The 24,740-nt window shown below is 64.7% G+C and carries 23 protein-coding genes and 1 tRNA gene; 10 read left to right on the forward strand and 14 right to left on the reverse strand.

Annotated features, from left to right (window positions below):
- Positions 1-227 precede the first annotated feature (227 nt).
- From C0456_RS16890 to sdhC, 5 genes are read right to left on the reverse strand one after another with little or no spacing between them, the layout of a single operon-like run.
- Positions 228-1,010, reverse strand: coding sequence for a succinate dehydrogenase iron-sulfur subunit (locus C0456_RS16890; protein WP_291054546.1), 783 nt, complete (start codon positions 1,008-1,010; stop codon positions 228-230).
- Between the two features lie 31 nt (positions 1,011-1,041).
- Positions 1,042-1,341 carry a hypothetical protein gene (locus C0456_RS16895; RefSeq protein WP_291054548.1) on the reverse strand — a complete coding sequence of 100 codons (300 nt, stop codon included), beginning with the start codon at positions 1,339-1,341 and terminating at the stop codon, positions 1,042-1,044.
- A 32-nt stretch (positions 1,342-1,373) separates the two neighbouring features.
- Positions 1,374-3,161: a succinate dehydrogenase flavoprotein subunit gene (gene sdhA / locus C0456_RS16900; RefSeq protein WP_291054551.1), complete on the reverse strand. Its 1,788-nt coding sequence runs from the start codon at positions 3,159-3,161 to the stop codon at positions 1,374-1,376.
- Between the two features lie 25 nt (positions 3,162-3,186).
- Positions 3,187-3,576 carry a succinate dehydrogenase, hydrophobic membrane anchor protein gene (sdhD, locus tag C0456_RS16905; protein WP_291054554.1) on the reverse strand — a complete coding sequence of 130 codons (390 nt, stop codon included), beginning with the start codon at positions 3,574-3,576 and terminating at the stop codon, positions 3,187-3,189.
- Between the two features lie 10 nt (positions 3,577-3,586).
- Positions 3,587-3,985: a succinate dehydrogenase, cytochrome b556 subunit gene (sdhC, locus tag C0456_RS16910; protein WP_291054557.1), complete on the reverse strand. Its 399-nt coding sequence runs from the start codon at positions 3,983-3,985 to the stop codon at positions 3,587-3,589.
- A 90-nt stretch (positions 3,986-4,075) separates the two neighbouring features.
- Here sdhC and C0456_RS16915 point away from each other — a divergent pair, with 90 nt between their 5' ends.
- The 3 genes from C0456_RS16915 (at position 4,076) to C0456_RS16925 (ending at position 8,661) form a co-directional block, all read left to right on the forward strand.
- On the forward strand, positions 4,076-5,824 hold the full coding sequence (locus C0456_RS16915; protein ID WP_291054560.1) for a DUF885 domain-containing protein: 1,749 nt from the start codon (positions 4,076-4,078) through the stop codon (positions 5,822-5,824).
- A 252-nt stretch (positions 5,825-6,076) separates the two neighbouring features.
- Complete coding sequence (locus C0456_RS16920; RefSeq protein WP_291054563.1) at positions 6,077-7,945, forward strand: ABC transporter ATP-binding protein; 1,869 nt, start codon at positions 6,077-6,079, stop codon at positions 7,943-7,945.
- Positions 7,942-8,661: a glutamine amidotransferase gene (locus C0456_RS16925; protein WP_291054566.1), complete on the forward strand. Its 720-nt coding sequence runs from the start codon at positions 7,942-7,944 to the stop codon at positions 8,659-8,661. The genes C0456_RS16920 and C0456_RS16925 overlap by 4 nt, the downstream gene beginning before the upstream one ends.
- A gap of 13 nt (positions 8,662-8,674) precedes the next feature.
- Here C0456_RS16925 and C0456_RS16930 read toward each other — a convergent pair whose 3' ends face one another.
- Positions 8,675-9,460 (reverse strand): outer membrane beta-barrel protein, encoded by a 786-nt coding sequence (locus tag C0456_RS16930; RefSeq protein WP_291054570.1) that lies wholly within the window; start codon positions 9,458-9,460, stop codon positions 8,675-8,677.
- A gap of 233 nt (positions 9,461-9,693) precedes the next feature.
- On the opposite strand from C0456_RS16930, the gene C0456_RS16935 reads away from it, so the two are divergent.
- Entirely contained in the window at positions 9,694-11,211 is a 1,518-nt protein-coding gene (locus tag C0456_RS16935) for a phosphomannomutase/phosphoglucomutase (RefSeq protein ID WP_291054573.1), read from the forward strand.
- Between the two features lie 42 nt (positions 11,212-11,253).
- On the opposite strand, the gene C0456_RS16940 is transcribed toward C0456_RS16935, so the two are convergent.
- Positions 11,254-11,877 carry a glutathione S-transferase family protein gene (locus tag C0456_RS16940; protein WP_291054576.1) on the reverse strand — a complete coding sequence of 208 codons (624 nt, stop codon included), beginning with the start codon at positions 11,875-11,877 and terminating at the stop codon, positions 11,254-11,256.
- A gap of 151 nt (positions 11,878-12,028) precedes the next feature.
- Between C0456_RS16940 and C0456_RS16945 the strand changes: the two genes are divergently transcribed.
- From C0456_RS16945 to C0456_RS16960, 4 genes are all read left to right on the forward strand, one after another.
- Positions 12,029-13,339 (forward strand): UDP-glucose/GDP-mannose dehydrogenase family protein, encoded by a 1,311-nt coding sequence (locus C0456_RS16945; protein WP_291054579.1) that lies wholly within the window; start codon positions 12,029-12,031, stop codon positions 13,337-13,339.
- Positions 13,340-13,370: 31 nt separating this feature from the next.
- The gene (gene fsa, locus C0456_RS16950) at positions 13,371-14,021 is read left to right on the forward strand and encodes a fructose-6-phosphate aldolase (RefSeq protein WP_291054582.1); all 651 of its coding nucleotides are present in this window, start codon (positions 13,371-13,373) and stop codon (positions 14,019-14,021) included.
- A 7-nt stretch (positions 14,022-14,028) separates the two neighbouring features.
- Positions 14,029-14,847, forward strand: coding sequence for a bifunctional hydroxymethylpyrimidine kinase/phosphomethylpyrimidine kinase (gene thiD, locus C0456_RS16955; RefSeq protein ID WP_291054585.1), 819 nt, complete (start codon positions 14,029-14,031; stop codon positions 14,845-14,847).
- Positions 14,848-14,933: 86 nt separating this feature from the next.
- The gene (locus C0456_RS16960; RefSeq protein ID WP_291054588.1) at positions 14,934-15,752 is read left to right on the forward strand and encodes a PhzF family phenazine biosynthesis protein; all 819 of its coding nucleotides are present in this window, start codon (positions 14,934-14,936) and stop codon (positions 15,750-15,752) included.
- Here the strand turns inward: C0456_RS16960 and C0456_RS16965 are convergent.
- The 6 genes from C0456_RS16965 to hemC form a co-directional block, all read right to left on the reverse strand.
- Positions 15,749-16,459 (reverse strand): SDR family NAD(P)-dependent oxidoreductase, encoded by a 711-nt coding sequence (locus C0456_RS16965; RefSeq protein WP_291054591.1) that lies wholly within the window; start codon positions 16,457-16,459, stop codon positions 15,749-15,751. The two genes, C0456_RS16960 and C0456_RS16965, sit on opposite strands and share 4 nt — an antisense overlap.
- Positions 16,460-16,501: 42 nt before the next feature.
- Positions 16,502-16,577, reverse strand: a tRNA-Thr gene (locus C0456_RS16970).
- Between the two features lie 69 nt (positions 16,578-16,646).
- Positions 16,647-18,083, reverse strand: coding sequence for a heme biosynthesis HemY N-terminal domain-containing protein (locus tag C0456_RS16975; protein ID WP_291054595.1), 1,437 nt, complete (start codon positions 18,081-18,083; stop codon positions 16,647-16,649).
- Positions 18,084-18,088: 5 nt separating this feature from the next.
- Positions 18,089-19,162, reverse strand: a complete 1,074-nt coding sequence (locus C0456_RS16980) for a hypothetical protein (RefSeq protein WP_291054598.1) — start codon at positions 19,160-19,162, stop codon at positions 18,089-18,091.
- Between the two features lie 69 nt (positions 19,163-19,231).
- A complete protein-coding gene (locus C0456_RS16985) occupies positions 19,232-19,957 on the reverse strand; it encodes a uroporphyrinogen-III synthase (protein WP_291054600.1) in 726 nt (241 codons plus the stop codon).
- Positions 19,954-20,919, reverse strand: a complete 966-nt coding sequence (hemC, locus tag C0456_RS16990) for a hydroxymethylbilane synthase (RefSeq protein WP_291054603.1) — start codon at positions 20,917-20,919, stop codon at positions 19,954-19,956. The genes C0456_RS16985 and hemC overlap by 4 nt, the downstream gene beginning before the upstream one ends.
- 103 nt (positions 20,920-21,022) lie before the next feature.
- Here hemC and C0456_RS16995 point away from each other — a divergent pair, with 103 nt between their 5' ends.
- Positions 21,023-22,894, forward strand: coding sequence for a DUF885 domain-containing protein (locus C0456_RS16995; RefSeq protein ID WP_291054607.1), 1,872 nt, complete (start codon positions 21,023-21,025; stop codon positions 22,892-22,894).
- 114 nt (positions 22,895-23,008) lie between these two features.
- Positions 23,009-24,172, forward strand: coding sequence for an acyl-CoA dehydrogenase family protein (locus C0456_RS17000; protein ID WP_291054611.1), 1,164 nt, complete (start codon positions 23,009-23,011; stop codon positions 24,170-24,172).
- Positions 24,173-24,194: 22 nt separating this feature from the next.
- Here C0456_RS17000 and C0456_RS17005 read toward each other — a convergent pair whose 3' ends face one another.
- Entirely contained in the window at positions 24,195-24,713 is a 519-nt protein-coding gene (locus C0456_RS17005) for a disulfide bond formation protein B (RefSeq protein ID WP_291054613.1), read from the reverse strand.
- Positions 24,714-24,740 lie beyond the last annotated feature (27 nt).

Below are 24,740 nucleotides of genomic sequence, written 5' to 3' on the forward strand. Positions count from 1 at the left end.
CGGCCGAGCTGCCAGATCAGCACCGGCCAGAAGAACGGGTGCACGAACGCAAAATACTGCGCGAGCGCGGGTTCCTTTCTGAGGCGGGCGAGACTGAACATGCGCCAAGAATACGCTGGGCGCGGGAGGGGGTGGACAAGAAAACCCGCAAAAAATCACAAGCCCCTGACTCCATTGGAATCAGGGGCCTGCGGAGGCTGGATTTTTGAGGGATAGGCGCGCGGGGCTTAAGCGACGCGCTCCACCATCATGTGCTTGATCTTGGCGATGGCCTGGGCGGGGTTGAGGCCCTTGGGGCAGACCTGCGCGCAGTTCATGATCGTGTGGCAGCGATAGAGCTTGAAGGGATCTTCCAGCGCATCGAGCCGTTCGCCGGTGGCTTCGTCGCGGCTGTCGATCAGCCAGCGATAGGCCTGCAGCAGGGCGGCGGGGCCGAGATACTTGTCGCCATTCCACCAGTAGGACGGGCAGGAGGTGGAGCAGGAAGCGCACAGGATGCACTCATAGAGGCCATCAAGCTTGGCGCGGTCTTCGGCCGATTGGCGCCATTCCTTTTCCGGGGTGGGGGTGGCGGTCTGCAGGAAGGGCTGCACATAGGCGTGCTGGGCGTAGAAATTCGTCAGATCCGGGATCAGATCTTTCACGACCGGCTGGCTGGGCAGCGGGGCGATGACGATCTCGCCGGAGGGCAGCTCGTCAAAGCCCTTGGTGCAGGCAATCGTGTTGCGCCCGGCAATGTTCATCGCGCAGGAGCCGCACACGCCTTCGCGGCAGGAGCGGCGGAAGGCGAGGGTCGGGTCGATATTGTTCTTGATGTAGATCAGCACGTCGAGGATCATCGTGCCGGCGCGGTCCATATCCACCCAATAGGTGTCCCAGCGCGGATTGCCGCCTTCCTCGGGGCTGTAGCGATAGATCCGGAAAGGCCGCAGATTGGTCGCGCCCTGGGGCTTCGGCCAGGTCTTGCCTTTCTTGACCTTGGAATTCTGGGGAAGGGTCAGCTGTACCATGTCTTCTAATTCCCTGGCTGTGCGTGCCGTCTTAGTCTGTTGCCCTGCGGCGCGCTGTGATCACCGCGCCATCCGTAATGCTAAATCCGAAACCGTATCCGCCCTGGCTCATGACACCCTTTTGCGAATGGCCGCTGACGGACGGCAGTATGGAAATGATGTCATAGCCTTCTTCGTGCAGCGAGTTGCAGGCGGTCTCGATCAGGGTGGCCAGTTCAGCGATGTCCGCCTGATGCGGATCGTCGACCAGTTTCTTGCCCTTTCCGAGGAGTTTCTTTTCTTCCTTCTTCTGTCTTCCGGCGCGAACCCAGACCGTCTTGTACTGGCTCATCTGGGCACCGCGCCGGACATTTCTTCAGTTGATCAGTATACCCGCGCTTTCGGCTTGATGTACTCGATCTCGTTGGAGAGCGTGTAATCATGCACCGGGCGGTAATCGAGGGTGACCTTGCCGGCGGTGTCGCACCAGGCGAGGGTGTGCTTCATCCATTTCTCGTCGTCGCGGTTTGAGAAGTCCTCGCGGGCGTGGGCGCCGCGGCTTTCTTCGCGGTTGGCGGCCGAGTTCACCGTGACGGCGGCCTGGCAGATCAGGTTTTCAAACTCGAGGGCTTCGACGAGATCGGTGTTCCAGATCATGCCGCGATCCTTCACATCGATGCCGGGGAGTTTCTTGTAGACGTCCTCGATGGCGTCGACGCCTTCCTTCAGGACCGAGCCGGTGCGGAACACGGCGCAGTTCGATTGCATCGCGCGCTGCATTTCGAGGCGCAGCTTGGCGACCGGCTGGTCGCCGGCGGCGTTGCGCATCTTGTCGAGGCGGGCGATGTGGGCATCGGTGGCTGATTTGGGCAGTTCCGGCTGGCGGGCGCCGGCCTCGGTGGTGGCGCCGCAGCGGAGGCCGGCGGCGCGGCCGAACACCACAAGGTCGATCAGCGAGTTGGAGCCGAGACGGTTTGCGCCGTGTACGGACACGCAGGCCGCTTCGCCCACAGCCATCAGGCCCGGAACGACGGCATCGGGATCGCCGCCCTTCTTGGTGAGGACTTCGCCGTGGAAGTTGGTCGGGATGCCGCCCATATTGTAGTGAACGGTTGGCAGAACCGGGATCGGCTCTTTCGTGACGTCCACGCCGGCGAAGATTTTCGCCGTTTCCGAAATGCCGGGCAGGCGCTCGTGCAGGGTTTCGGGCGAGAGGTGATTGAGGTGGAGATAGATATGATCCTTCTCCGGACCAACGCCGCGGCCTTCGCGGATCTCCATCGTCATCGCGCGGGAGACCACATCGCGCGAGGCGAGGTCTTTGGCGGACGGGGCATAGCGCTCCATGAAGCGTTCGCCTTCGGAGTTGGTGACATAGCCGCCTTCGCCGCGCGCGCCTTCCGTGATCAGACAGCCTGAGCCGTAGATGCCGGTGGGGTGGAACTGGACGAACTCCATGTCCTGCAGCGGGAGCCCTGCGCGCAGGACCATGGCATTGCCATCGCCGGTGCAGGTGTGGGCCGAGGTGCAGGAGAAATAGGCGCGGCCATAGCCGCCGGTGGCGAGGATGGTTTTCTGGGCGCGGAAGCGGTGGAGGGTGCCATCGTCAAGCTTCCAGGCGGTGACACCGCGGCAGACGCCGTCTTCGTCCATGATCAGATCAAGGGCGAAATACTCGATGAAGAATTCGGTCTCTTCGCGCACGCACTGGCCATAGAGGGTGTGCAGCATGGCGTGGCCGGTGCGGTCTGCGGCGGCGCAGGTGCGCTGGACGGGGCCTTCGCCGAAATTGCGGGTCATGCCGCCAAAGGCGCGCTGGTAGATCTTGCCTTCCTCGGTGCGCGAGAAGGGCATGCCCCAATGCTCAAGCTCGTAAACGGCGGCCGGGGCGTTGCGGACGAGATATTCGATCGCGTCCTGGTCGCCGAGCCAGTCGGAGCCCTTGACGGTGTCGTACATGTGCCACTGCCAGCTGTCCTCGGACATGTTGCCGAGCGAGGCGGCGATGCCGCCCTGGGCGGCAACCGTGTGGGAGCGGGTGGGGAAGACCTTGGTGATACAGGCGGTGCGAAGGCCAGCCTGCGCGGCGCCGAGCGCTGCGCGCAGACCGGAGCCGCCGGCCCCCACGACCACCACGTCGTAGGTATGATCAATCCAGTTATAGCTGCTCATTTTATCTGTCTCTTCTTCGCGTGTCTCAACCAGCAATCCAGATCTGAACCACCGCCATGGCCACGGCGACGAACATCGCGATGGCGGCAAAGGTGTTCAGGATAAGGAGAGTAGTGCGCATGCCGGTTTTGGCGATGTAGTCTTCGATGATCACCTGCATGCCGAGGCGCATGTGGTAGGACACGGCGCCTGCCGTGAGGATGAGGAGGGTGGCGTGCAGGGGCTGGGCCACCCAGGCGCGGGCGCCGTCATAGCCGGCGCTGGAGATGCTGATGACGGCATAAAGGGCGAGCGGCACCAGGACGAGCAGCGCGAGGGCGGCCACGCGCAGGCGGATATGGTGCGCCGTGCCGGATTTGGCGGAGCCGAGACCGCGGGCGGTCTTGGTGGGGGTCAGGAACTGGCCTTGCGACATGGGGGCCTCCTCAGAACGCGCCGGCGGCAAACATCAGCGCCACGGCGCCGAGGATTGCGAGGGCGTAGATGAATACCGAAACATTGCTGGCGACCTTCGGCGAGAAGCCGATGCCGGGGCCATCCCACATCAGATGGCGGATGCCATTGAACAGGTGGAACAGCACGGCGACCGCCCAGAGGAACAGGATGACCTTGCCGGGGATGGAGGTGATGATCCCCTGCATCGCGGCGAAGGCATCCGGGCTGATGGCGAGGGCCACAAGCCAGGCAGCGATCAGGAAGGTGCCGAAATACAGGGCTGCCCCCGTGATCCGGTGGGTGATCGAAGCAAGCATCGTGACGTGGTAGCGCCAGATCTGCAGGTGCGGGGACAGGGGGCGCGTGGCGGCGCGCTGCGGTCCGGACATGGGGTGTTCCTCGCGTGCAATGGGAAGCTGGTATCCGCTTCTACGAGCCTCTAGGGTCGTGTCAACGCAGGCACTATAGGGAGCGACAAATTGAAACCGGCTGTTCTGGCGCTTTTGATGCTGTCGCTCGCCCCGGTTGCCCTTGCGGCGCCAGCAGACCCGCTGGACGCGCTGGTCGTGGCATATGAAAGCCATATCCGCGCCGGGGACCCCGATCAGGCCGCCGATGCCGGCGCCGATCTGCCGCGCCAGTGGCGGGATGTTTCGCCCGAGGCGGTGGCGGCGCGGGCGGCCAGGGCGCAGGCGCTGCTGGCCGAAATCGAGGCAGCCGAGACCGCGCGGAGGCTGGATCAGGCGATCCTGATGCGGCTCTTGACCGATGAACTGCGCGAGGTGACGTTTGATTCGGCCCGTATCCCGTTCACCGGGGATTGGGGCTTTCAGGCCGAGCCGGTGTTTGCCGCGATGCGCCTGCGGGTGCGCACGGTGGCCGAAGCCGAGGCCTGGATTGCGCGGCTGAATGATGTGCCCCGCTATTTTGCGCAGAACCGGGCGAATATGACGCGCGGGATCGAGACCGGCTGGACCGCCCATGCCGATCCGCTGAACACCGTGCGCGAGCAGATTGTGGCGCAGATTACCGGGGATGTGGCCGCCAGCGAGCTTTACCGGCCCCTGGCGGAGATGAGCGATTCTGTGGATGCAGCGTCCAGATCCCGGCTTCAGGCCGAGGGGCTGGCGGCCGCCGCGCGCGCCATCGAGGCCTATCGCGAGACGCTGGCCTATATAGATGAGGTCTATGCGCCAGCGGCGCGGGAAGGCGCCGGGATTGCCGGGCTGGCAGGCGGGCGTGAAGTCTATGCCGCGCTGGTGGAGACGCATACGGCGGGGGCGGGCTATTCGCCCGAGGAGATCCACGCGATCGGCCTGGAAGAGGTGGCCCGCATCCGCGCGGCGATGGAGGCGATCATTGCCGATACCGGCTTTGAGGGCAGCTTTGCCGATTTCCTGATTTTCCTGCGCACCGATCCGCAATTCTACGCGCAGAGCGACGGGGAACTGATGGCGGCGGCGCGGGAGATTTCCGCCCGGCTCGACGCGATCCTGCCGCTGTATTTCAATACCCTGCCGCGCCTTGGCTATACGGTGGACCCCGTGCCGGCCTCGATTGCGCCGGGCTATACGTCCGGGCGGTACATGTCCGGCGACCCGGCGGAGGGCCGAAAGGGGGCCTATCTGGTCAACACCTATGCGCTGGATCAGCGGCCGCTTTACGAACTGCCCGCGCTTTCGGCGCATGAGGCGGTGCCGGGGCATCATCTGCAGATCGCCCTGGCGCAGGAGATGGCCGGCCAGCCCTGGTTCCGGCAGAACTATTATGCCACCGCCTTCGGAGAGGGCTGGGGGCTCTATGCCGAATGGATCGCCAGCGAGGCGGGCCTGATGCAGACGCCCTATGAACAGTTTGGCGCCCTTTCGATGGAGATGTGGCGGGCCTGCCGGCTCGTCTCCGATACCGGGCTGCACTGGTATGGCTGGAGCCGGGAAGAGGCCGAGACCTGCTTCAAGGAAAGTACGGCGCTGGCCCCGCTGAACATCCAGACCGAGGTGACGCGCTATATCGGCTGGCCGGGACAGGCGACCGCCTACAAGATCGGCGAGCTGAAAATCCGGGCGCTGCGGGCCGAGGCGGAAGCCGCTTTGGGGGATGCGTTCGACATCCGCGCCTTCCATGATGTGGTACTGGGGCAGGGGGCTGTGCCGATGGACGCGCTGGAGATGCAGGTGAAGGCCTGGATCGCGGCGAATGTGGCGGCGGGGGCGCCAGCGGCGCCTTAGCTGCCGCTACGCGCAGGCAAGAAGCTCAAAAGCTTCCTCTTTCGTCACACTCGATGCGCATGAGCGCATCTGAATGCCCATCACCTGCCATTGCCGTTTCACTCGGCGGCGAGAACACGAGATGGGCGCTCTGACGGGCTTTGCCCGTCGAGCGTGACGAAACTCCGGCAAGCGGAGAAATTCATGACCGGCTATCGTATGCCGGTCTTTACGCCTTGTTCTTTGACGCTCGCCTCTCCAAATGGGCGGGCCATGTTTCGCTTCTTTGAACGCCGTATCGATCCGTTTCCCGAGACCCTTCAGGGGGCCCCGCCCAAGGGGCTGTGGGCGTTTCTCTGGCATTACATCCGCCCGGCGGCGCCCTGGCTGATCCTGATGGCGCTGTTCACGGCGCTGATCGCGGTGGGGGAGGTGGCGCTGTTCGGCTTTCTGGGCGGGATTGTCGACTGGCTGGCCTCGGCGGACCGGGAAGGCTTCCTGCAGCGGGAAGGCGGCACGCTGGCGATCATGGGCGCGGTGCTGCTGATCGGCCTGCCGCTGGCAACGCTGATCCACGGGCTGGTCGTCTATCAGGGCCTGATGGGCAACGTTCCCATGAGCGCGCGCTGGCGGATGCACCGGCAGATGCTGGGCCAATCCATGGGCTTTTTCGGCAACGAGTTTGCCGGGCGCGTCGCCACCAAGGTGATGCAGACGGCATTGTCCGTACGCGAAGTGGTGATGAAGGTGCTGGATGTCTTCGTCTTCGTGGCGGTGTATTTCATTTCGGCGCTGGTGCTGGTGTCGGCGGCCGATCCGTGGCTGATGGCGCCGTTCATTCTGTGGGCGGTGGTTTATGGCTTCATCCTGCGCTGGTTCGTGCCGCGCCTTGGCAAGATTGCCGAAGCGCAGGCCGATGCGCGCTCGATCATGACGGGCCGGATCGTTGATTCCTACACGAACATTCAGACGGTGAAGCTGTTTGCCCATTCCGGCCGCGAGGAAGACTATGCCAAGGGCTCGATGGACGGGTTCCTGCAGACGGTCTACCGCCAGATGCGGATGGTGACGGGCTTCAACGTCATCGTCTATGTCAACAATTCGCTGCTGGTTTTCCTGGTGGCGGCGGGCGGCATCTATCTGTGGATGGGCAATCTTGTCGGCGCGGGCGCGGTGGCCGCGGCCGTGGGCCTGACGCTGCGCATCAAGTCCATGTCGCAATGGATCATGTGGGAAGTGGCGGGCCTCTTCGAGAATATCGGCGTGGTCTATGATGGCATGGCGATGCTGCAGAAGCCCGTGGCGGTGGAAGACCGGCCGGGCGCCGTGGCCCTGCCGCGCGTCAGGGGCGAGGTGACCTTCGAGGGCGTGACCTTCCATTATGGCAAGGGCGCGGGCGTGATCGAGAACCTGAACCTTGCCATCAAGCCAGGCGAGAAGATCGGCCTGGTGGGCCGCTCCGGCGCGGGCAAGACGACGCTGACGAGCCTGCTGCTGCGTTTCTATGACGCCGAAAGCGGGCGTATCCTGATTGACGGGCAGGACATTGCCGGGGTGACGCAGGATTCCCTCCGGGCACAGATCGGCATGGTGACGCAGGATACGTCTCTGCTGCACCGCTCGATCCGCGAGAACATTGCCTATGGCCGGCCTGAAGCCAGCGATGCGGAGATCCGTATCGCCGCCGAGAAGGCAGAGGCAATGGCCTTCATTGACAGCCTTGAGGATTCCAAGGGGCGCATCGGCTTTGACGCGCATGTGGGCGAACGGGGCGTGAAACTGTCCGGCGGTCAGCGCCAGCGGATCGCAATTGCGCGGATTTTCCTCAAGGACGCGCCGATCCTGATACTGGATGAGGCGACCTCTGCGCTCGATTCCGAGGTGGAGGCGGCGATCCAGGACAATCTCTTCCGCCTGATGGAAGGCAAGACCGTGCTGGCGATTGCCCACCGGCTGTCGACCATTGCGCAGATGGATCGGCTGATCGTGCTGGATCAGGGCCGGATCGTGGAGCAGGGGACGCATGACGAGTTGGTGGCGGCAGGCGGTCTTTATGCGGAGCTTTGGGCGCGCCAGTCCGGCGGCTTCCTGGTGGAGCCTGAACGGATTGAGTCAGAGGCTGTGACGGAACCAGCAGAATGAAACTGACGATTGTGGAAACGGGCCTGGCGCCGGCGGCAATCCGTGACCGGTTTCCGGACTATCCGGAAATGTTCCGGCGGATGTTCGAGACCGCCGGCGCGGGCTTTACCTGTGAGACGGTGTCAGTGACGCGCGGGCAGGCCCTGCCGGACCCTGGAGCGCTTGAGGCCGTCCTCTATACCGGCTCGCCGGCGGGCGTTTATGATGATGAGCCGTGGATCAGCCCGCTGATGGATTTCATCCGGGCCGGGGCGCAGGCACGTCTGCCGCAGGTGGGCATCTGCTTCGGACACCAGATCATGGCCGAGGCGCTGGGCGGGAAGGTCGTCAAGTCTGACAAGGGCTGGGGCGTGGGCCGGCATACCTATACCGTAGCCGGAACACCTGGCTGGAATGGCGAGGCGCCGCCCAGGATGAGCATTGCCGTCAGCCATCAGGATCAGGTGGTGGTGAAGCCGCCAGCCGCCGAGATTGTCGCCTGTTCGGAATTTACCGAACTGGCCGGGCTCAGCTATCAGGGCTTTCCTGGGCTGAGCTTTCAGTGTCACCCGGAATTTGATCCGGAGTTTTCTGCGGCGCTCTACAGCGCGCGCCGGGGCGTATCCTTGAGTGAAGAGGCGGCAGATGCGGCGATCGCGTCGCTGGAGGAAGCGTGCGACCGCCGCTTTCTGGCGCAATGGATCGTCAGCTTCCTGAAGAGTTCTTCCGGAAGCTGACGCTGGGCTTCCATCAGCTGCCGAAGCGGTAACGCGCGCCGATGCTGAGCACGGTCTGCTTGTTCTCGACATTCAGCGTGCCGGGGAAGAGGTCGTTCTGCAGCTCGACATCATCGGTGGCGCGGTAGACGGCCTCGCCGAAGAGGTCGATCTTGTCGGTGAGGGCCCAGCTGGCGCCGCCCTTGATCTGCCAGGCAAGCTTGCCTTCGCTGTCATCGATGATGCCGACGCCGGAGGGACGGTATTTCACCTGCACATCGGAATAGCCGAGGCCTGCGCCGACATAGGGGCGGATCATGCCGTCACGGTTGAAGTCGTAATAGAGGTTGGCGAAGACGCTGGTGGATTTGAGGTCGCCCTGGCCATCGGCGACGACCGCGCCGACGGTGGCGCCAAGCTGGGTGGCCGAGCCGGTGAGCACGGCTGCGTCGACGCCGTCAATCACGGTGCCGGCAACATTTACGCGGCTGTGGGTGTCCACATCGGCCTTGGAATAGACAAGTTCGACGCCCGAGCGCAGGCCGTTGCCATAGAAGGCGCCGACTTCGCCGGAGAGGGTGTAGCCATTGTCGAACTCGGTTTCCCAGCCATAGGGGGTGCCCGCAGCGATGGCGGTGCCGAAGGGGATCACGGGCGCGCCGTTGCCGGTGGTGAAGGCGCCGGTGGCGCCGCTGTTGGAGCTGTCATTCTGGAACAGATAGCCGACCGAGCCGGCGGCATACCATTCCTGGGCCGAAGCCGGGGCTGCCAGAGCGGCTGACAGGGCGCCGAAGAGGGCAATCGCAGAGCAGACTTTCATGTGTTTTCTCCTGGATATGATACAGGATCGAGCGGCGTTGAGAGGGGGCGCCGCGCGGGTCCGTCCCAGGAGCTAGAATAAAATATCTCGGTTTCAATATTTTATGCCTGAACTTTTTGTCAGGTTGTGGCCGCATTTCTCCTTTGCCCCCAAGGCGCGAATTCTGCATGGAAGGGGTCGAAAGTTTCGCGGGCCCCGCGCGCCGCGCCAGAACCGTTTCACGGAGAGACATGATGCTGCCCAAACCGCTTGCCGATATTGCCCCCAACACGCTCGAATTCGAGATTCTGCCGCTGGTGAAGCCAACCGGCTTCCGGGAGTATGACGCGCGCTGGTGGTTCAACGGGATCGGCCACGCCAAGGCGCCGGAACTGAACCTGACCGGCGTGCAGGCCCTTGGCCTCGGCATGGCGACGCTGTTCCATGAGCTGGGCGTGAAACCCACGGTGGTGACCGGGCATGACTACCGCTCGATCAGCCAGCCGATCAAGAATGCGCTGACGCTCGGCATGATTGCCGGGGGCTGCGAAGTGCTGGATGTGGGCCTGGCGCTTTCGCCGATGGTCTATTGGAGCCAGTTCGAACTGGATGCGGCCTGCTGCGCGATGGTCACCGCCTCGCACAATGAGAATGGCTGGACCGGGGTGAAGATGGGCGCCAACCGGCCCCTGACCTTCGGGCCCGAAGAGATGGGCCGGCTGAAGGATATCGTCATGGGCGGCAGGTTCGTGACGCGCGAGGGCGGCACGCACAAACGTGTCGATGGCATCCGCGAGAAATACATCCAGGCGATCATCGGTGACACGAAGCTGACGCGGAAGCTGAAGGTTGTGGCCGCCTGCGGCAACGGCACGGCGGGGGCCTTTGCGGGCGACGTGCTGCGCGGGCTTGGCGCCGAGGTGATCGAGATGGACTGCAATCTCGACATGACCTTCCCGAAATACAATCCGAACCCGGAAGACCATGAGATGCTGCACGAGATGTCGCTGGCGGCCAAGCAGCACGGCGCCGATGTCGTGCTCGGCTTTGACGGGGACGGGGACCGCTGCGGCGTGGTGGACAATACTGGCGAGGAAATCTTTGCCGACAAGATCGGCCTGATGCTGGCGCGTGACCTGTCGAAGCAATACCCGAACGCGACCTTCGTGGTCGATGTGAAATCGACCGGCCTCTACAAGACCGACCCGGTGCTGAAGGCGAATGGCGCGACGGTGGATTATTACAAGACCGGCCATTCCTACATCAAACGCCGCACCAACGAGCTGGGCGCGCTGGCGGGCTTTGAAAAATCCGGCCACTTCTTCTTCCGCCCACCGATCGGGCTTGGCTATGATGACGGCCTGATTGCTGCCAAGGCGGTGCTGGAGATGCTGGACCGCAATCCCGGCCGCACGATGGCGGATCTCAAATCGGAACTGGGCGTGGCCTATACTTCTCTGACGATGGCCGCTCATTGCGGCGACGAGGTGAAGTATGACGTTGTGGACCGGATGGTGGCTGAATATCAGGGCCTGGACGGCACCATGATCCTTGGACGGAAGGTTGTCGAGGTGAACACGGTGAATGGCGCGCGGGTGACGCTGGAGGATGGCTCCTGGGTGCTGGTGCGCGCCTCGTCCAACAAGCCGGAGCTGGTGATCGTGGTGGAATCCATGGTCAGCGAGGCCGACATGAAAGACCTCTTCCACAAGGAAGTGAAACCGCGCCTCGGCAAGCACGCGGAAGTCGGCGCCTATAATCAGGAAATCTGACCCGGCGGCCCCCCGCGCCAGGCGTGGGGGAGGGGCGGGCGGTCAGCCTGCGGGACCGTATTCGGCCCTGACGGCGTCGTCGAGTTCGGCGGCGCGCCGGGCGGCCGGGCGTGACTGGATGCGTTCAAGATAGGCGGCTGTCTTTGGCGTGGCGGGAATTGAGCCGAACTGGGTGGCCCAGCCGATATGCGAGCCGGCATAGACATCCAGCGCCGAGAATTTGCCGCCCAGCATGTAGCCGGTTTCCGGCACGGCGCTCAGCAACACATCGAGCGCGCGGTCAAACGTGCCATAGCCGGCCATGCGGGATTGCTCGGGCGTCACCTCCACACCGAGGGCGGCATTGACATTGGCCTGTTCCCACGGGCCGGCGGCGAACATCATCCAGCGGTAATAGCTGGCCCGGCCGGCCAGCGGCGGGGCGAGGCCAGCCTCCGGAAAGGCGTCTGCCAGATAGAGGCAGATGGCGCCGCATTCGGTGACCACCTGGCCATTATGGACGATGGCGGGCACTTTCCGCATCGGATTGATGGCGGCATAGGCCGGGCTGTTCATCTCGTCGCCATAGCGCAGGAACCGGGTTTCATAGGGCGCGCCTGTCTCCTCCAGCATCCAGCGGATGATCCGCCCGCGGGACATGGGATTGGTATAGAAAACAAGGCTCATCCGCCGCTCCATATGTTCACGTTTTGATCCTGATGCTTTTGCCCGGCCCCGTCAACCGGTATTTCCCCACGGCAATCTCCTCTTGATTCCGCCGCTCAAAAAATGCACCCCGCCAGCATCTGCCTCGCTTCAAGAGTGTTGAGGGAATCCCATGCGTGTTGCGATTATCGGTACGGGCTATGTTGGCCTTGTGTCTGGCGCCTGTTTTGCCGATTTCGGGCATACGGTGACCTGTGTGGACAAGGACGCCGGCAAGATCGAGAAGCTCAAGGCTGGCGTCATGCCGATCTATGAGCCCGGCCTCGACGCCCTGGTGGCCAGCAATGTCAAGGAAGAACGCCTGTTCTTCACCACCGATGCGAAGGAAGCCATCAAGGGCGCCGATGCGGTGTTCATTGCTGTGGGCACGCCTTCGCGCCGCGGGGATGGCCATGCCGACCTCTCCTATGTGTATGGCGCGGCCGAGGAGATTGCCGGGCTGATGGAAGGGTTCACGGTCGTCGTGACCAAATCGACCGTTCCGGTCGGCACCGGGGACGAGGTGGAGGAGATCATCCGCAAGGCGCGCCCCGACGCAGACTTTGCCGTCGTCTCCAATCCCGAATTCCTGCGCGAAGGCGCCGCCATCAAGGACTTCAAGATCCCCGACCGGGTGGTTGTCGGCACCGATGACGCGCGGGCCCGCGACGTGATGAAGGAGCTTTACCGGCCGCTCTTCCTCAACGAGACGCCGATCCTCTTCACCTCGCGGCGCACCTCCGAGCTGATCAAATATGCCGCCAACGCCTTCCTGGCCGTGAAGATCACTTTCATCAACGAGATGGCAGACCTCTGCGAAAAGGTCGGCGCGAATGTGCAGGAAGTCTCGCGCGGGATTGGCCTGGATGGCCGGATCGGGGCGAAGTTCCTGAATGCCGGGCCGGGCTATGGCGGCTCCTGCTTCCCGAAAGACACCCTCGCCCTGACCAAGACGGCGAATGATTATGGCAGCCCGGTGCGCATCGTTGACACGGTGATCGATGTGAACGCGGCCCGCAAGAAGGCGATGGCCGACAAGGTGATCGCCGCAATGGGCGGGGACGTGACCGGCAAGACGATCGGCGTGCTTGGCCTCGCCTTCAAGCAGAACACGGACGATATGCGCGACGCGCCTTCGCTCGACATCCTGCCCGCGCTGCAGGCAGCGGGCGCGCGGATTGTGGCCTATGATCCCGAAGCGATGAAGGAGGCCGCCCACCTCCTCAAGAATATCGAGTTTGCCGACAGCGCCTACAAGGCCCTCGACGGGGCCGATGCCATGGTCATCATCACCGAATGGGACCAGTTCCGCGCCCTCGACATGGGCCGCATCAAGGCCGCCATGAAAGGCAACACCGTCGTCGATCTGCGCAACATCTACAGCCCCGAAGATATGGCCAAGCGCGGCTTTGCCTATACCTCCATCGGACGGCCTGTCGTATAATTCCCCTTCCAGCGCCTCAGGAAACACGCTCATGAAATTCTTCGTAGACACCGCCGACACCAAAGACATTGCCGATCTGGCCGCAACCGGACTGATCGACGGGGTGACCACCAATCCGTCGCTGATTGCCAAATCGGGCCGCCCCTTTGCCGAGGTGATCGCCGAAATCTGCGGGCTGACCGATGGCCCGGTCAGCGCCGAAGTAGTGGCGATTGATGCCGAGGGCATGATCAGCGAAGGCCGCAAGCTCGCCAAGATCGCAGAGAATGTGGCGGTCAAGCTGCCGCTGACCTGGGACGGGCTGAAAGCCTGCCGTACGCTGGCCGATGAGGGCATTCCGGTGAATGTGACGCTGTGCTTTTCGGCCAATCAGGCGCTGCTGGCGGCCAAGGCCGGGGCGGCGTTCATCTCGCCCTTCATCGGGCGGCTGGACGACATCCACATTGACGGCATGGAGCTGATCCAGGAGATCCGCCAGATCTATGACAACTACATGTTCGAGACCGAAATTCTCGCCGCCTCGATCCGCAGCCCGAACCATGTGAAGCTCTCGGCGCTGGCCGGGGCGGATGTGATGACGGCGCCGCCGGCCGTGATCCGCAGCCTGGTCAGCCATCCGCTGACGGACAAAGGGCTCGAGATCTTCCTGGCGGACGCGAAGAAGGCCGGTATCAAGGTCTGAGGTCGCCATGGCGGAGGCGGAAGGCCCCAGAGGCCGGGTACTGATCATTGCCGGCTCCGATTCCGGGGGCGGGGCAGGGATACAGGCCGATATCAAGGCCGTGACGATGATGGGCGGGTTTGCGATGACGGCGGTGACCGCCATCACCGTCCAGAATACGCTGGGCGTGCAGGGCGTGTGGCCTGTGCCGGTGGGCGCGGTGACCGACCAGATGAAGGCCGTGCTGTCCGACATCGGCGCCGACACGATCAAGACCGGCATGCTGGGGACCGCGCCGCTGGTGGAGGCGGTGGCCGAGACGCTGGCAGAGCACGCTTTCGGCATGGCCCGCGTGATCGACCCGGTGATGATCTCCACCTCCGGCCACAGGCTGGTGGATGAGAAGGCGGTGGGCGCGATCCGCTCCGAGCTGGTGCCGCGCGCGCGGCTGGTGACGCCGAATGCGCCGGAGGCGGAGGTTCTGACTGGCAAGGCGGTTGAAACCCTCGATGGCCAGCGCCGCGCGGCCGAGCGCCTCCTGGAGCTTGGCGCGCATGGCGCGCTGGTGAAGGGCGGGCATCTGCAGGGCGCGGTCATCCATGACGTGCTGCAGACGACGACCGGCGAATGGATCTTTGAAGGCCCGCGGATCGACACCAAGGCCACGCATGGCACGGGCTGCACGCTCGCCTCGGCGATTGCCGCGCTGCTGGCCCAGGGCGTCAGCCTGCCCGACGCGATCGAGCGGGCGCGGGAATACCTGACCGGCGCCATCCGCAACGCGCAGGGCTTCGGCAAGGGCCACCCTCCGGTCAACCATGGCTGGACGCTGAAGGCGGATGAATAGCTGCGCTTAACGACCCCGCAGAAATCTTCATTTTACCCCGCCTGGCGGCCGTGCCAGACAGGGCGCTTCTTCAGGAGTACCCTTTCATGCCCGTTTATGCCTTCTATCAGGTTGATGCTTTTGCCACCCGCGCGTTTGAGGGCAATCAGGCGTGCGTGATGCCGATGGAAGCCTTCCTGCCGGATGAGCAGCTATTGAAGATTGCGGCGGAGAACAATGTGGCCGAGACGGCCTATCTTGTTCCGCAGGCGGAGGGTGTGTGGGCGCTGCGCTGGTTTACGCCTGCGGTGGAGGTGCCGCTGTGCGGGCATGCCACGCTTGCCTCCGCGCATGTCTTGTTCGAGGCGGGCGGCTATGCCGGCGACGTCATCCATTTCGATACGGTGCATTCCGGACGCCTCAGCGTGCAGCGCCTGGCGGACGGGCAGCTGGAGATGGATTTTCCTTCCGCGCCGATCCGGCCTGTTCCGGTGACGGAGGATATTGTGGCCGCGCTCGGCGCCCGGCCGCTGGAGGCCTGGGGCGGGATGTTCTATGCTGCGCGCTTCGACAGCCCGGAAACGGTTATGGGCCTGGCGCCGGATGTGCGCGCCCTGAAGGGGCTTGGCGCTGAAGGGGACGGCTGGGACCGGGGCAATTTCGGCTGCTTTGCGCTGGGCGGGGAGGGCGTGGACGCCACGAGCCGCTTCTTCGCGCCGGGCTCTGGTATCGATGAAGACCCCGCCACGGGCAGCTGGCACACGATGCTCTCCCGCATTCTGGGAACGCATTTCGGTTTGCCCGAAGCTGCCTGCCGGCAGGCCTATCCGGGCCGGGGCGCGCGCATCGGCGTGCGGCTGGAGGGCGAGCGGGTGAAGCTGACCGGCTGGGCCGTTACCGTGATTGAGGGCCAGTTCCGGCTTTAGGGCAGGATTTCCTTTCCGCTCCAGTCAAAGCATTTGCCGCTGTGTTCCTGGGTCAATCCGCCAATGACGCCAAGCAGATAGGCGGCCGACTGCGCGGGCGTGAAAAGCTTGCCCTCCGCCACGCCGGACTGGAACGGCCGGGAGAGGCCGGTATCGACCGTGCCCGGATGAAGGCCCACGCAGATATTGCCGGGCGCGCGCCGGGCCTGTTCGAGGGCGTAGTTCCGGATCAGCATGTTGAGCGCGGCCTTGGAGGCCCGATAGGCGTGCCAGCCGCCGAGGCCATTGTCCGAAATGGAGCCGACGCGGGCCGACAGGGCGGCAAACACGCTGCGCTCCTTCTTTGGCATCAGGGGCAACATGTGCTTGGCGATGAGGGCAGGGGCGATCGTGTTGGCGGCAAAGACGCGCTCGAAGGCGGCGGCTGATTGCTGGCGGTAGGATTTTTCCGGCTGCAGGCCGGCGGCATCCGACAGGAGACCGCTTGCCACGATGCAGAGCGTGACCGGCCCGTCTGCGCCAATCGCCTGCGCGGCCGCTTCCAGGGCAGCTTCATCGAGGAAATCGGCCTTGAGGGGCGTGGCCCCGTCCAGGCCTGCGCTGCTGCGGGAGACAGCAAAGACGCGCGGCCAGGCGCCGCTCTGGACCAGATTTTCCGTGAGGGCGCGGCCAATACCGCCCGAACTGCCGAAGACAACTGCGTTCATGCCCGGCAAGCTAGGGCGCGTCAGACCGGCGAAAAGGGGAAATGGTGCCGCTTAGGTGACTTGAACACCTGACCCCATCATTACGAATGATGTGCTCTACCAGCTGAGCTAAAGCGGCATGCCGTTTCGGCAGGCCCCGCATATACTGGCAGGGCCCCCGGCATGCAAGCCGGTTTTGCCTCTAAGATCAGTCGTCATCCGGGGCGTAATCGAGCGGCTGGGTCAGCGGGCCCTGGGGCGGTTTGGGGGCAGTGACATGGGTGTCGTCGGGCTGGTGGGCGAGGGCCAGCACGCGGCCTGCCTCAAGCTCGCGGCCATAGCTTTCATAACGGGGATGGATCAGCTCGCCGACATCGCCGAAGGCATAGACGAGGCGCGCCCAGCCCTGACGGTCATAGTCGAAGGCGCTGCCCTTGGGGTCGATGTCCGACCAGTCGGCCTCGCGGGAGGCGGAAACGGCCATCCGGCCCCAGCGCTGGGCTTCGCCCATATCACCATAGCCCTTGAGCGCGCGTTCCATCAGGAGGCAGAGGCGGGCGGTGGGGTTTTCTTCCACCAGCAGGGCGAGCCCCTTGATGGCCTCCACCCAGTCTGCCGCGTCCATCGCCAGCTCGGCCGCCAGGATGCGGCTTTCACGGTGGGTGGGATGGGCCTCGACGAGGGCCTTGAGGCGGGCGGCGATGCTCTCGCGGCTGTCCTGGGGCACGAGGCGGCGGGAAAGCTGGGCGAGCGCCGGGTGGGGCCGCGCCTTCCAGCCAAGTTCCAGCACGCCCTGGGCGGCCTTTGCCTTGCCGTCGATCATCAGGAAACGGGCGCCGTGATAGGCGGCGGGCGGAAAATCCGGCGCCGAGCGGATCGCGTCAGCGAGGGATTTCTGGGCCGTGGGCTTTTCGGTGACCGGCAGGTTTACGGCGCGCGCGGTGAACAGCACGGCGCGGCGGCGCTTGAGATTGATCCCTTCGACCAGGCCGCGTTTCTCGCCCATGGCGAGGGTGTCTAGCGCCTTCTCCCAGTCGCCCTTGGCGACCTGGATGTCGAACAGGGAATTGAACGGCCAGTCGGCATCCGAGCGCAGTTCCAGCGCCTCGCGGGCGCGCGCTTCGGCGGTGAGCGGGTCGCCGCGTTCGGAGGCAGCGGTGGCCGCCCCGCGCAGGCCGGCCAGCTGGCCGCCGGGCAGACGGGTGAGCAGGCCCCAGGCGCGCTCGGCGCCCGCCCAGTCATCATTGGCTTCGGCGGCGCGCGCTTCCAGCAGCAGTTTCAGGCGTTCGTCCTCGGCATTGCGCATGGCTTTCTTGGCCAGGCGCAGGGCCGCTTTGGAATCGCCGCCTTCAGCCGCCAAGAGGCCTTCAGCGAGGGCGGCATTAGCCTTGCGCGTGCGGGCGAGGCGCTGGGCCTTGGAAATACGGCCGGGCAGCACAAGGATGCCGGTTGCCAGCCACCAGGCCAGCGCGATCAGGCCGCCGAATACGAGCAGCAGGATGGCCGCCACACCGGCGCGGACGGACACGATTTCCTGACCGACCGGGAAGGTAACTTCCCCAGGCAGGCTGAACGCCCACCAGGCCAGCACCGCGCCGATGGAAATCAGCAGAAGGACGAAAATGAAAAGGAAAAACCGGCTCATTCTATCTAGTTCTCCGGCTCGATCAGGCTCAGCCTGACATCTTCGAGCACCGCCTCCAGCGTGATGCGGCGGTTTGCTTCGCGGGTCCAGTCCTGCGCCGCGCGGGCGGCATTGCCTTCCAGCACGGACAGGGCCTTGACGCTGGCCGCCAGATCACCCGCCGCCAGGGCTTTCGACGAGGCATCCAGCGCGGCCACAACCGGGTTTTCCCGCTTGTTGGCCGGGCGCACGGTAACGGCGTCTCCGAAAACACGGCTCAGCCAGGAAAGCTGGCTCTGGGGTTGATCTGCTGCCGCATCTGTCTTGCCGGCCGCCGTCACGGCGGCGCGCATGGTGGCGAAATCGGCCTGAAGCCTGGAAGTCGTCGGCACGCCGCTGACATAGGGGGCCAGCCGGCGGACGGTCTGGTTGCCGGGCGCGGCGGCGCGCAGGGTGCGATAGTCGGCTTCAAAGCCGGTGCCCCGGCGGGCAGCGCTTTCGATGGCAGAGAGGGCGAGGGCGGCTTCGGCCTGACGGTCTTTCTCGGGCACTGCCTGCGGCTCGGGCGCAGAAACCGGGGAGGCGGCCGCGGTGGCGGCGGCCTGTTCCATGGCGGTGAGTCGCGCTTCAAGGGCGGTGAGGGTGCGCAGGGCTTCGGCCGGTGTGGCGCCTTCACCGGGCCCGATACGCTCCAGCGCGTCGAGCCGGTTGGTGAGGCGCTCGATGGCGGGTATGCCCGCGCCGCTGGCCAACAGCTCGTTCAGCTTTCGGGAATTGCCGCTGACCTCGCCGATCAGGCTGGAAAGCTCATCGGAGGCTTCGGGCATTTCGGTCAGGCGGCGTTCGAATTCGGCCTGCTGGGCGGTCAGATCGGCCAGTTGCCGTTCCAGCGCTGCGGATTTCTGCGGCAGGACAAGATCGCGGCCAAAGATGCCGCCGGCTGCGCCGATCAGCGCTGCGGCAGTGGCCGCGACCGCCACGCCGCCCCAGCCGGGGCCGTCTGCCGTCGCCTTTGCCGGCAGCGGATCAGGCGCGGGTTCAAAATGCGCGTCGATCGGTTCTGCGTGAGGTTCCTGGCCGGGGGTACTGGTATCTGTCATGAATCCGTCGGTGGTCTAATTCCTGGGCGGGAGTGTGGCACAACGCGTCCCTGCGGCAAAGCGAGCCGGTCAGGACGCGAGAGACGCCGCCGCTTCGCCAAGGGCGGCCATCAGCGCGTCTTCATTCGGCCGCCCGGCAATATGCAGGCCCGCCAGGGGGATGCCGCGCAGCGGGGCCGCTGCTGCGGCTGAGATGGCGACGGCGACGGCGTGATCAAGCTTTACGCCAGATTGCGCAATCGCCGCAGCGCCCTTGGCCGAATGCACCAGCAGGAGGACGGGCCCTTCCTTCAGCGCCGCCAGCGCGGGCGCAGAGAGGGCGGGGGCAGGCTCGGTGCGGTAGGCGGCGGCGAAACGGGCGTCGAGGCCTGCCTGCGTCAGAGCCGAGACGAGATTTCCGGCGGCAGCGTCATTGGCGATGTGCAGGAGGGGCCCCGCAATTTCCCCGCGCGCGCCGAGGATCAGCCGGGCAAGATCCTCGGCGTCTCCATCGCCTTCCACGATAAGGGAAAAGCCCGCCTCGCGGGCGACTATTGCCGTTGACGGGCCGACGCACCAGGCGGTGCGGCCTTCTGCCGGTTCGCCCGAAGCGGCAAAGGCCCGCACGCCATTGGCGCTGGTGAAGATGAGATCGCGCACACCGGCCAGCGCGTCAGGATCAAGGCCGGAGGGTACGATCTGCAGCATCGGTGAGAGCAGGACGCGGTAGCCGCGCTGGGCGAGGCTGGTGGCGGTTTCGTCCGCGCCGGGCTGGGTGCGCGTGACGATGACCGCCAGGCGCGGCGCCTGCGTCACCGCTCGTCTCCGAAAACGGGCAGGGCCTCCTTGGCGGCAAAGATGATTTCCTGCGCGACGGCCCGGCCGAGCAGGACAAGCTGCGCGTCGGTTGCGTCCTTGCGGCAGACGCCATCCCCGCGCCAGCGGGCCGTGCCGCCGGGGCTGAGCACCTCGCCGATCAGCTCCCACTCATCGCCCCGGTCGAACAGATGGGCGGCAATGGGTGTGCGGCAGCTGCCATCGAGCTTTTCGAGGAAGGCGCGCTCGGCAATCGCGGCAGCGCGGCTGGGGGCGTGGGTGAGCGTGCCGAGAACTTTCAGAAGCTCCGTATCCGCATCATCGCGCGCCACGACGCCGATGATGCCCTGGGCGGCGGCCGGCAGCATGTCTTCCAGCGGAATGGGCGTGGCAACGTCTGCCATGCCAAGCCGGGTAAGCCCGGCCATGGCGAGGAAGGTGGCGTCGGCCTGGCCTTCTTCCAGCTTGCGCATGCGGGTGGCCACATTGCCCCGGAAGGTCACCACCTCAAGATCGGGCCGCAGGGCGAGGGCCTGGGCTTCCCGGCGCAGGGAGGCTGTGCCGAGCCTTGCGCCTTCGGGCAGTTCCTGAATGGATTTTGCCGTGCGCGAGAGGAAGCCGTCGCGCGGGTCTTCCCGCTCGGGGAAGGCCACAAACACCTGCCCCGCGGGCAGCACGGACGGCACGTCCTTGAGGCTGTGGACCGCCAGATCCAGTTCACCGCGCGAGAGGGCGTCATCCAGTTCGCGGGTGAAGAGGCCCTTGCCGCCGGAATTGATCAGGCGCTCGGTTGTCAGCTTGTCGCCGGTGGTGGTGAAGGTAACGATTTCGCACTCATACGCGCCGGCGGAAGCCATGCGGACGCTGTCTGCGATCTGATTGGCCTGGGCCAGCGCCAGTGGAGAACTGCGCGTGCCGAGCCTGAGGCGCCGGGCGCCGGATGTCTGATCTGTCTTGGTCATGACCTTACCTAGCCGGGGAAATCGCACTTGCCAATTGACGCCGCGACCGCAGGGGGGTACGCCTTCTTATCGTTTAACGGCAAATGCCCGGAGGAATCCCCAAATGTTGCGCAGCGCTGTCTCTGCCATCGCCCTTGCTTTCGTACTCGGCGCCTGCGCGCCGCAGACCCCCCAACCGGCCGCCCAGGTGGAACTCTCCGCCGAAGAACAGGCCGCGCTCAGCGAAAAGCTGAACGCCTGGTTTGACGCCAAATACGAAGAACAGCTGCAGGAAAGCCCGGTGCAGCTGACTTTCCTTGGCCGCAAGGACAAGAATGACCAGATCGACTGCATGTCCATCGCCTGCCAGGACGAGCAGCTTGCCAAGGCGAAGGCCGCCGTCGATGAGCTGAAGGCCACCTTCGATTACAATCAGCTCTCGCCGGCCGACAAGGATTCCTACGATCTCTGGATCTTCCAGTATGAGCAGGCCGCCAAGGCCGTTCAGTTCCGCGATAACGGGCTCATCTTCGATCAGATGAGCGGCGTTCACGCCTTCATCCCCACCTTCCTCATGCAGTTCCATTCGGTCGATGAGGAGGCCGATGCCCGCGCCTATGTGAGCCGGATCAATGAGGCGGCGCGCGGTCTGCGCGAGCTTCTGGTGCAGGCGAAGGACAAGGCCGGCAAGGGGGTTCATGCGCCGAAGTTTGCCTATGAAGCTGTCATCGACGAGTCCCGCAAGATCATCACCGGCGCGCCGTTCACGAACGGTCCTGACAGCGCGCTCTTTGCCGACTTCAAAGCCGATGTTCAGAGGCTGGTGGATGCTGGCAAGACCACGCCGGAAACGGCTGCCACGCTGATTGCCGAGGCAGAGGCTGCCCTGAAGGGCGACTTCCAGGCCACGTATAACGAAATCATCGCCTTTGCTCAGGAAGACCTCGCCAACTCGCCCGATCCGGCCGGTCCCCAGGGCCTCAGCACCCAGCCCAATGGCGGGGCCTACTATGATTTCATGCTGTCGCAGATGACCACGACCAACATGACGGCCGACGAGATCCACAATCTCGGCCTGTCGGAAGTGGACCGCATCCATGGCGAAATGGAAGCGATCAAGGCTGAGGTTGGCTTTGAGGGCACGCTGAACGAATTCTTCACCAGCATCCGTGACGCCAAGGACGACCGGCGCCATTATTATCCGAATACGGATGAGGGCCGCCAGGCCTATATTGATGACGCCACTGCCGCCATCGAGAAGATCAAGGCTGTCCTGCCAGACTATTTCGGCATCCTGCCGAAGGCCGATCTCGTCGTTAAGCGCGTGGAGCCGTTCCGCGAGCAGGCCGGCGCTGCCCAGCATTACTATCCCGGTACGCCGGATGGCTCGCGCCCCGGCGTCTATTATGCCCACCTTCTCGACATGACTGCCATGCCCAAGGGCGAGCTGGAAGTGATCGCCTATCATGAGGGCCTTCCGGGCCACCATATGCAGATTGCGATTGCCCAGGAGCTGACCGGCGTGCCGATGTTCCGTACACAGGCGGGCTTCACCGCCTATTCGGAAGGCTGGGGGCTCTATTCGGAGAAACTGGCCAAGGAAATGCCGGGCACCTATACCGATCCGTATTCGGATTTCGGCCGCCTCGGTTCTGAAATCTGGCGGGCGATCCGTCTCGTGGTCGACACCGGCCTGCATTCCAAAGGCTGGACTGAGGAACAGGCTGTTCAGTACTTCCTCGCAAATTCGGCCATCACCGAAGCGCAGGCACGTTCCGAAGTGCAGCGCTATATCGTGATCCCCGGACAGGCGACCGCCTACAAGATCGGCATGATCGAGATCCAGCAGATGCGGGCCAAGGCGGAAGCGGAACTCGGCGACAAGTTCGACATCCGCGCCTTCCATGACACGGTGCTGGGTGGCGGCGCGCTGCCGCTGGCCATGCTGGAGAAGAAGGTCGATCGCTGGATCGAGGAAGTCAAAGCCGCCGGCTGATCTGACAATCTGTCAAATCGCTGACTGAACGCGAGGGCAGGGCTTGCCAGACGGCGCCCTGCCCTCATTCTTTTTACGGGACATAAAAGCAGACATGCCTCGGGGAGAAATGCCTTGGATCTGAAATTCAGCGATCATGTCGAGGGCTTCCGCCGCGAAGTCCGCAGCTGGTTCGAAACGCAGTTTCCCAAGGATATCATCGAGAAGTACAAGGCCGGCCTGCCGCTGACGACGGCGGAAGTGCGCCGCTCGGAGATGGCGCTTGGCGCCAAGGGCTGGCTCGCCTCTGCCTGGCCAAAGGAATATGGCGGCCCCGGCTGGAGTATCGAGGAGCAGTATGTCTTCGATGAGGAGCTGGAGCGCGCCGGCGTGCCGACCGTGACACCGATGGGCGTCGTCTATGTCGGCCCGGTCATCTACACTTTCGGCTCGCAGGCCCAGAAAGACCGCTGGCTGCCGGGCATCCGCGACGGCTCGACCGGCTGGGCGCAGGGCTATTCGGAGCCGGGCGCCGGATCAGACCTCGCCAGCCTGCAATTTTCCGCCGAGCTGAAAGACGGCGTCTACACGCTCAACGGCCACAAGATCTGGACCTCCGCGGCCCAGCATGCCGGCTGGATCTTCCTGCTGGCCCGCACCAGCCAGCGCGAGAAGAAGCAGGAAGGCATCTCCTTCATCTGCTGCCCGATGGATGCGCCGGGGGTAACGGTCAAGCCGATCATCAGCATTGATGGGGCCCATACGCTCAACGAAGTGCTGTTCGACAATGTTCAGGTGCCGGAAGAAAACCGCATCGGCGAGGAAGGGAAGGGCTGGACCTATTCCCAATACCTGCTCGGCTTTGAACGCACCTCCTATGCCCGCATCGGCGGCAAGCGGGCGATGCTGCGCCATGTCCGCGCGCTTGCCACCGCCGGCCCGGCGGGCAGCAATGAGCGGCTGATCGATGATCCGGGCTTTGCCCTTCGCCTGGCGCAGGCGGAGCTGGCCGTGGACGGGCTGGAGATGACGGTGTTCCGCATCCTGTCAGCGGTGGCAGCAGGTGGCTCGCCCGGAGACGCCGCCTCCACCGTCAAGATCCTCGCCACCGAGACCCATCAGCAGATCACGGAGCTGTTCCTCGACGCGGCGGGCCCGCATGTCGGCCATCGCGGGCCTTCGGCAGGCAGCACGCCGCGGGATGTGGCCACCTATTTTGCCGGCCGCGCCCAGTCGATCTATGGCGGCACCAACGAAATCCAGAAGACCATCATCGCCCGCAAGGTGCTGGGGCTCTGAAGTTTTTTTCGGCCCTGGGGCCTCAGGACGCGCGAAATGAGCGGAAGGTGATGGCGGCAGCGGCGAAGCTAATGCCCGCCAGAAGGGCGGAGATCACGCCGTTCCAGCCCGCCATCGACAGGCCCAGAATATAAAAGGGCGCGTCATTGCAGGCGGGCAGCTCGAACACCTGATCGAGATCGCCGATGGCAAAGGGGTCAACCGCCGGACCGGCCGAGCAGCCAGACGGCGGCGGGAAAATCGCCCACTCGACCCCGGCATGATAGGCCGCGACAATCACGCCCACCACGAATACCAGCCCGATCAGCACGTTCAATGCCACCAGGAAGCGCCGTTTCGGCATGAACCGCCACCAGGTCAGCCCGGTCAGCGTCATGGCGATCAGCGCCCAGTAGACTTCCCGCTGCCGCAGGCAGAGCGGGCAGGGGGCGAGCCCCCCAAATGTCTCGAAGGCGTGGGCCGCCGCCAGCATCAGGGCTGAGGCGGCAAGGGCGAGGGCGGGCCAGCGCCAGCCTGTCAGGGCAGGGGTGATCAGCTGCATGGCGCAACCTTCGGCGGCAAACCCCGC

It is taken from the genome of Hyphomonas sp. (genome assembly GCF_013823385.1).
GTDB lineage: Bacteria > Pseudomonadota > Alphaproteobacteria > Caulobacterales > Hyphomonadaceae > Hyphomonas.

Excerpts from the sequence above, each read along its gene's own strand:
- C0456_RS16890 (WP_291054546.1), bottom strand. The coding sequence starts at position 1,010 with ATGGTACAGCTGACCCTTCCCCAGAATTCCAAGGTCAAGAAAGGCAAG.
- C0456_RS16895 (WP_291054548.1), bottom strand. The coding sequence starts at position 1,341 with ATGAGCCAGTACAAGACGGTCTGGGTTCGCGCCGGAAGACAGAAGAAG.
- sdhA (WP_291054551.1), bottom strand. The coding sequence starts at position 3,161 with ATGAGCAGCTATAACTGGATTGATCATACCTACGACGTGGTGGTCGTG.
- sdhD (WP_291054554.1), bottom strand. The coding sequence starts at position 3,576 with ATGTCGCAAGGCCAGTTCCTGACCCCCACCAAGACCGCCCGCGGTCTC.
- sdhC (WP_291054557.1), bottom strand. The coding sequence starts at position 3,985 with ATGTCCGGACCGCAGCGCGCCGCCACGCGCCCCCTGTCCCCGCACCTG.
- C0456_RS16920 (WP_291054563.1), top strand. The coding sequence starts at position 6,077 with ATGTTTCGCTTCTTTGAACGCCGTATCGATCCGTTTCCCGAGACCCTT.
- C0456_RS16925 (WP_291054566.1), top strand. The coding sequence starts at position 7,942 with ATGAAACTGACGATTGTGGAAACGGGCCTGGCGCCGGCGGCAATCCGT.
- C0456_RS16930 (WP_291054570.1), bottom strand. The coding sequence starts at position 9,460 with ATGAAAGTCTGCTCTGCGATTGCCCTCTTCGGCGCCCTGTCAGCCGCT.
- C0456_RS16935 (WP_291054573.1), top strand. The coding sequence starts at position 9,694 with ATGCTGCCCAAACCGCTTGCCGATATTGCCCCCAACACGCTCGAATTC.
- C0456_RS16940 (WP_291054576.1), bottom strand. The coding sequence starts at position 11,877 with ATGAGCCTTGTTTTCTATACCAATCCCATGTCCCGCGGGCGGATCATC.
- C0456_RS16945 (WP_291054579.1), top strand. The coding sequence starts at position 12,029 with ATGCGTGTTGCGATTATCGGTACGGGCTATGTTGGCCTTGTGTCTGGC.
- fsa (WP_291054582.1), top strand. The coding sequence starts at position 13,371 with ATGAAATTCTTCGTAGACACCGCCGACACCAAAGACATTGCCGATCTG.
- thiD (WP_291054585.1), top strand. The coding sequence starts at position 14,029 with ATGGCGGAGGCGGAAGGCCCCAGAGGCCGGGTACTGATCATTGCCGGC.
- C0456_RS16960 (WP_291054588.1), top strand. The coding sequence starts at position 14,934 with ATGCCCGTTTATGCCTTCTATCAGGTTGATGCTTTTGCCACCCGCGCG.
- C0456_RS16965 (WP_291054591.1), bottom strand. The coding sequence starts at position 16,459 with ATGAACGCAGTTGTCTTCGGCAGTTCGGGCGGTATTGGCCGCGCCCTC.
- C0456_RS16975 (WP_291054595.1), bottom strand. The coding sequence starts at position 18,083 with ATGAGCCGGTTTTTCCTTTTCATTTTCGTCCTTCTGCTGATTTCCATC.
- C0456_RS16980 (WP_291054598.1), bottom strand. The coding sequence starts at position 19,162 with ATGACAGATACCAGTACCCCCGGCCAGGAACCTCACGCAGAACCGATC.
- hemC (WP_291054603.1), bottom strand. The coding sequence starts at position 20,919 with ATGACCAAGACAGATCAGACATCCGGCGCCCGGCGCCTCAGGCTCGGC.
- C0456_RS16995 (WP_291054607.1), top strand. The coding sequence starts at position 21,023 with ATGTTGCGCAGCGCTGTCTCTGCCATCGCCCTTGCTTTCGTACTCGGC.
- C0456_RS17005 (WP_291054613.1), bottom strand. The coding sequence starts at position 24,713 with ATGCAGCTGATCACCCCTGCCCTGACAGGCTGGCGCTGGCCCGCCCTC.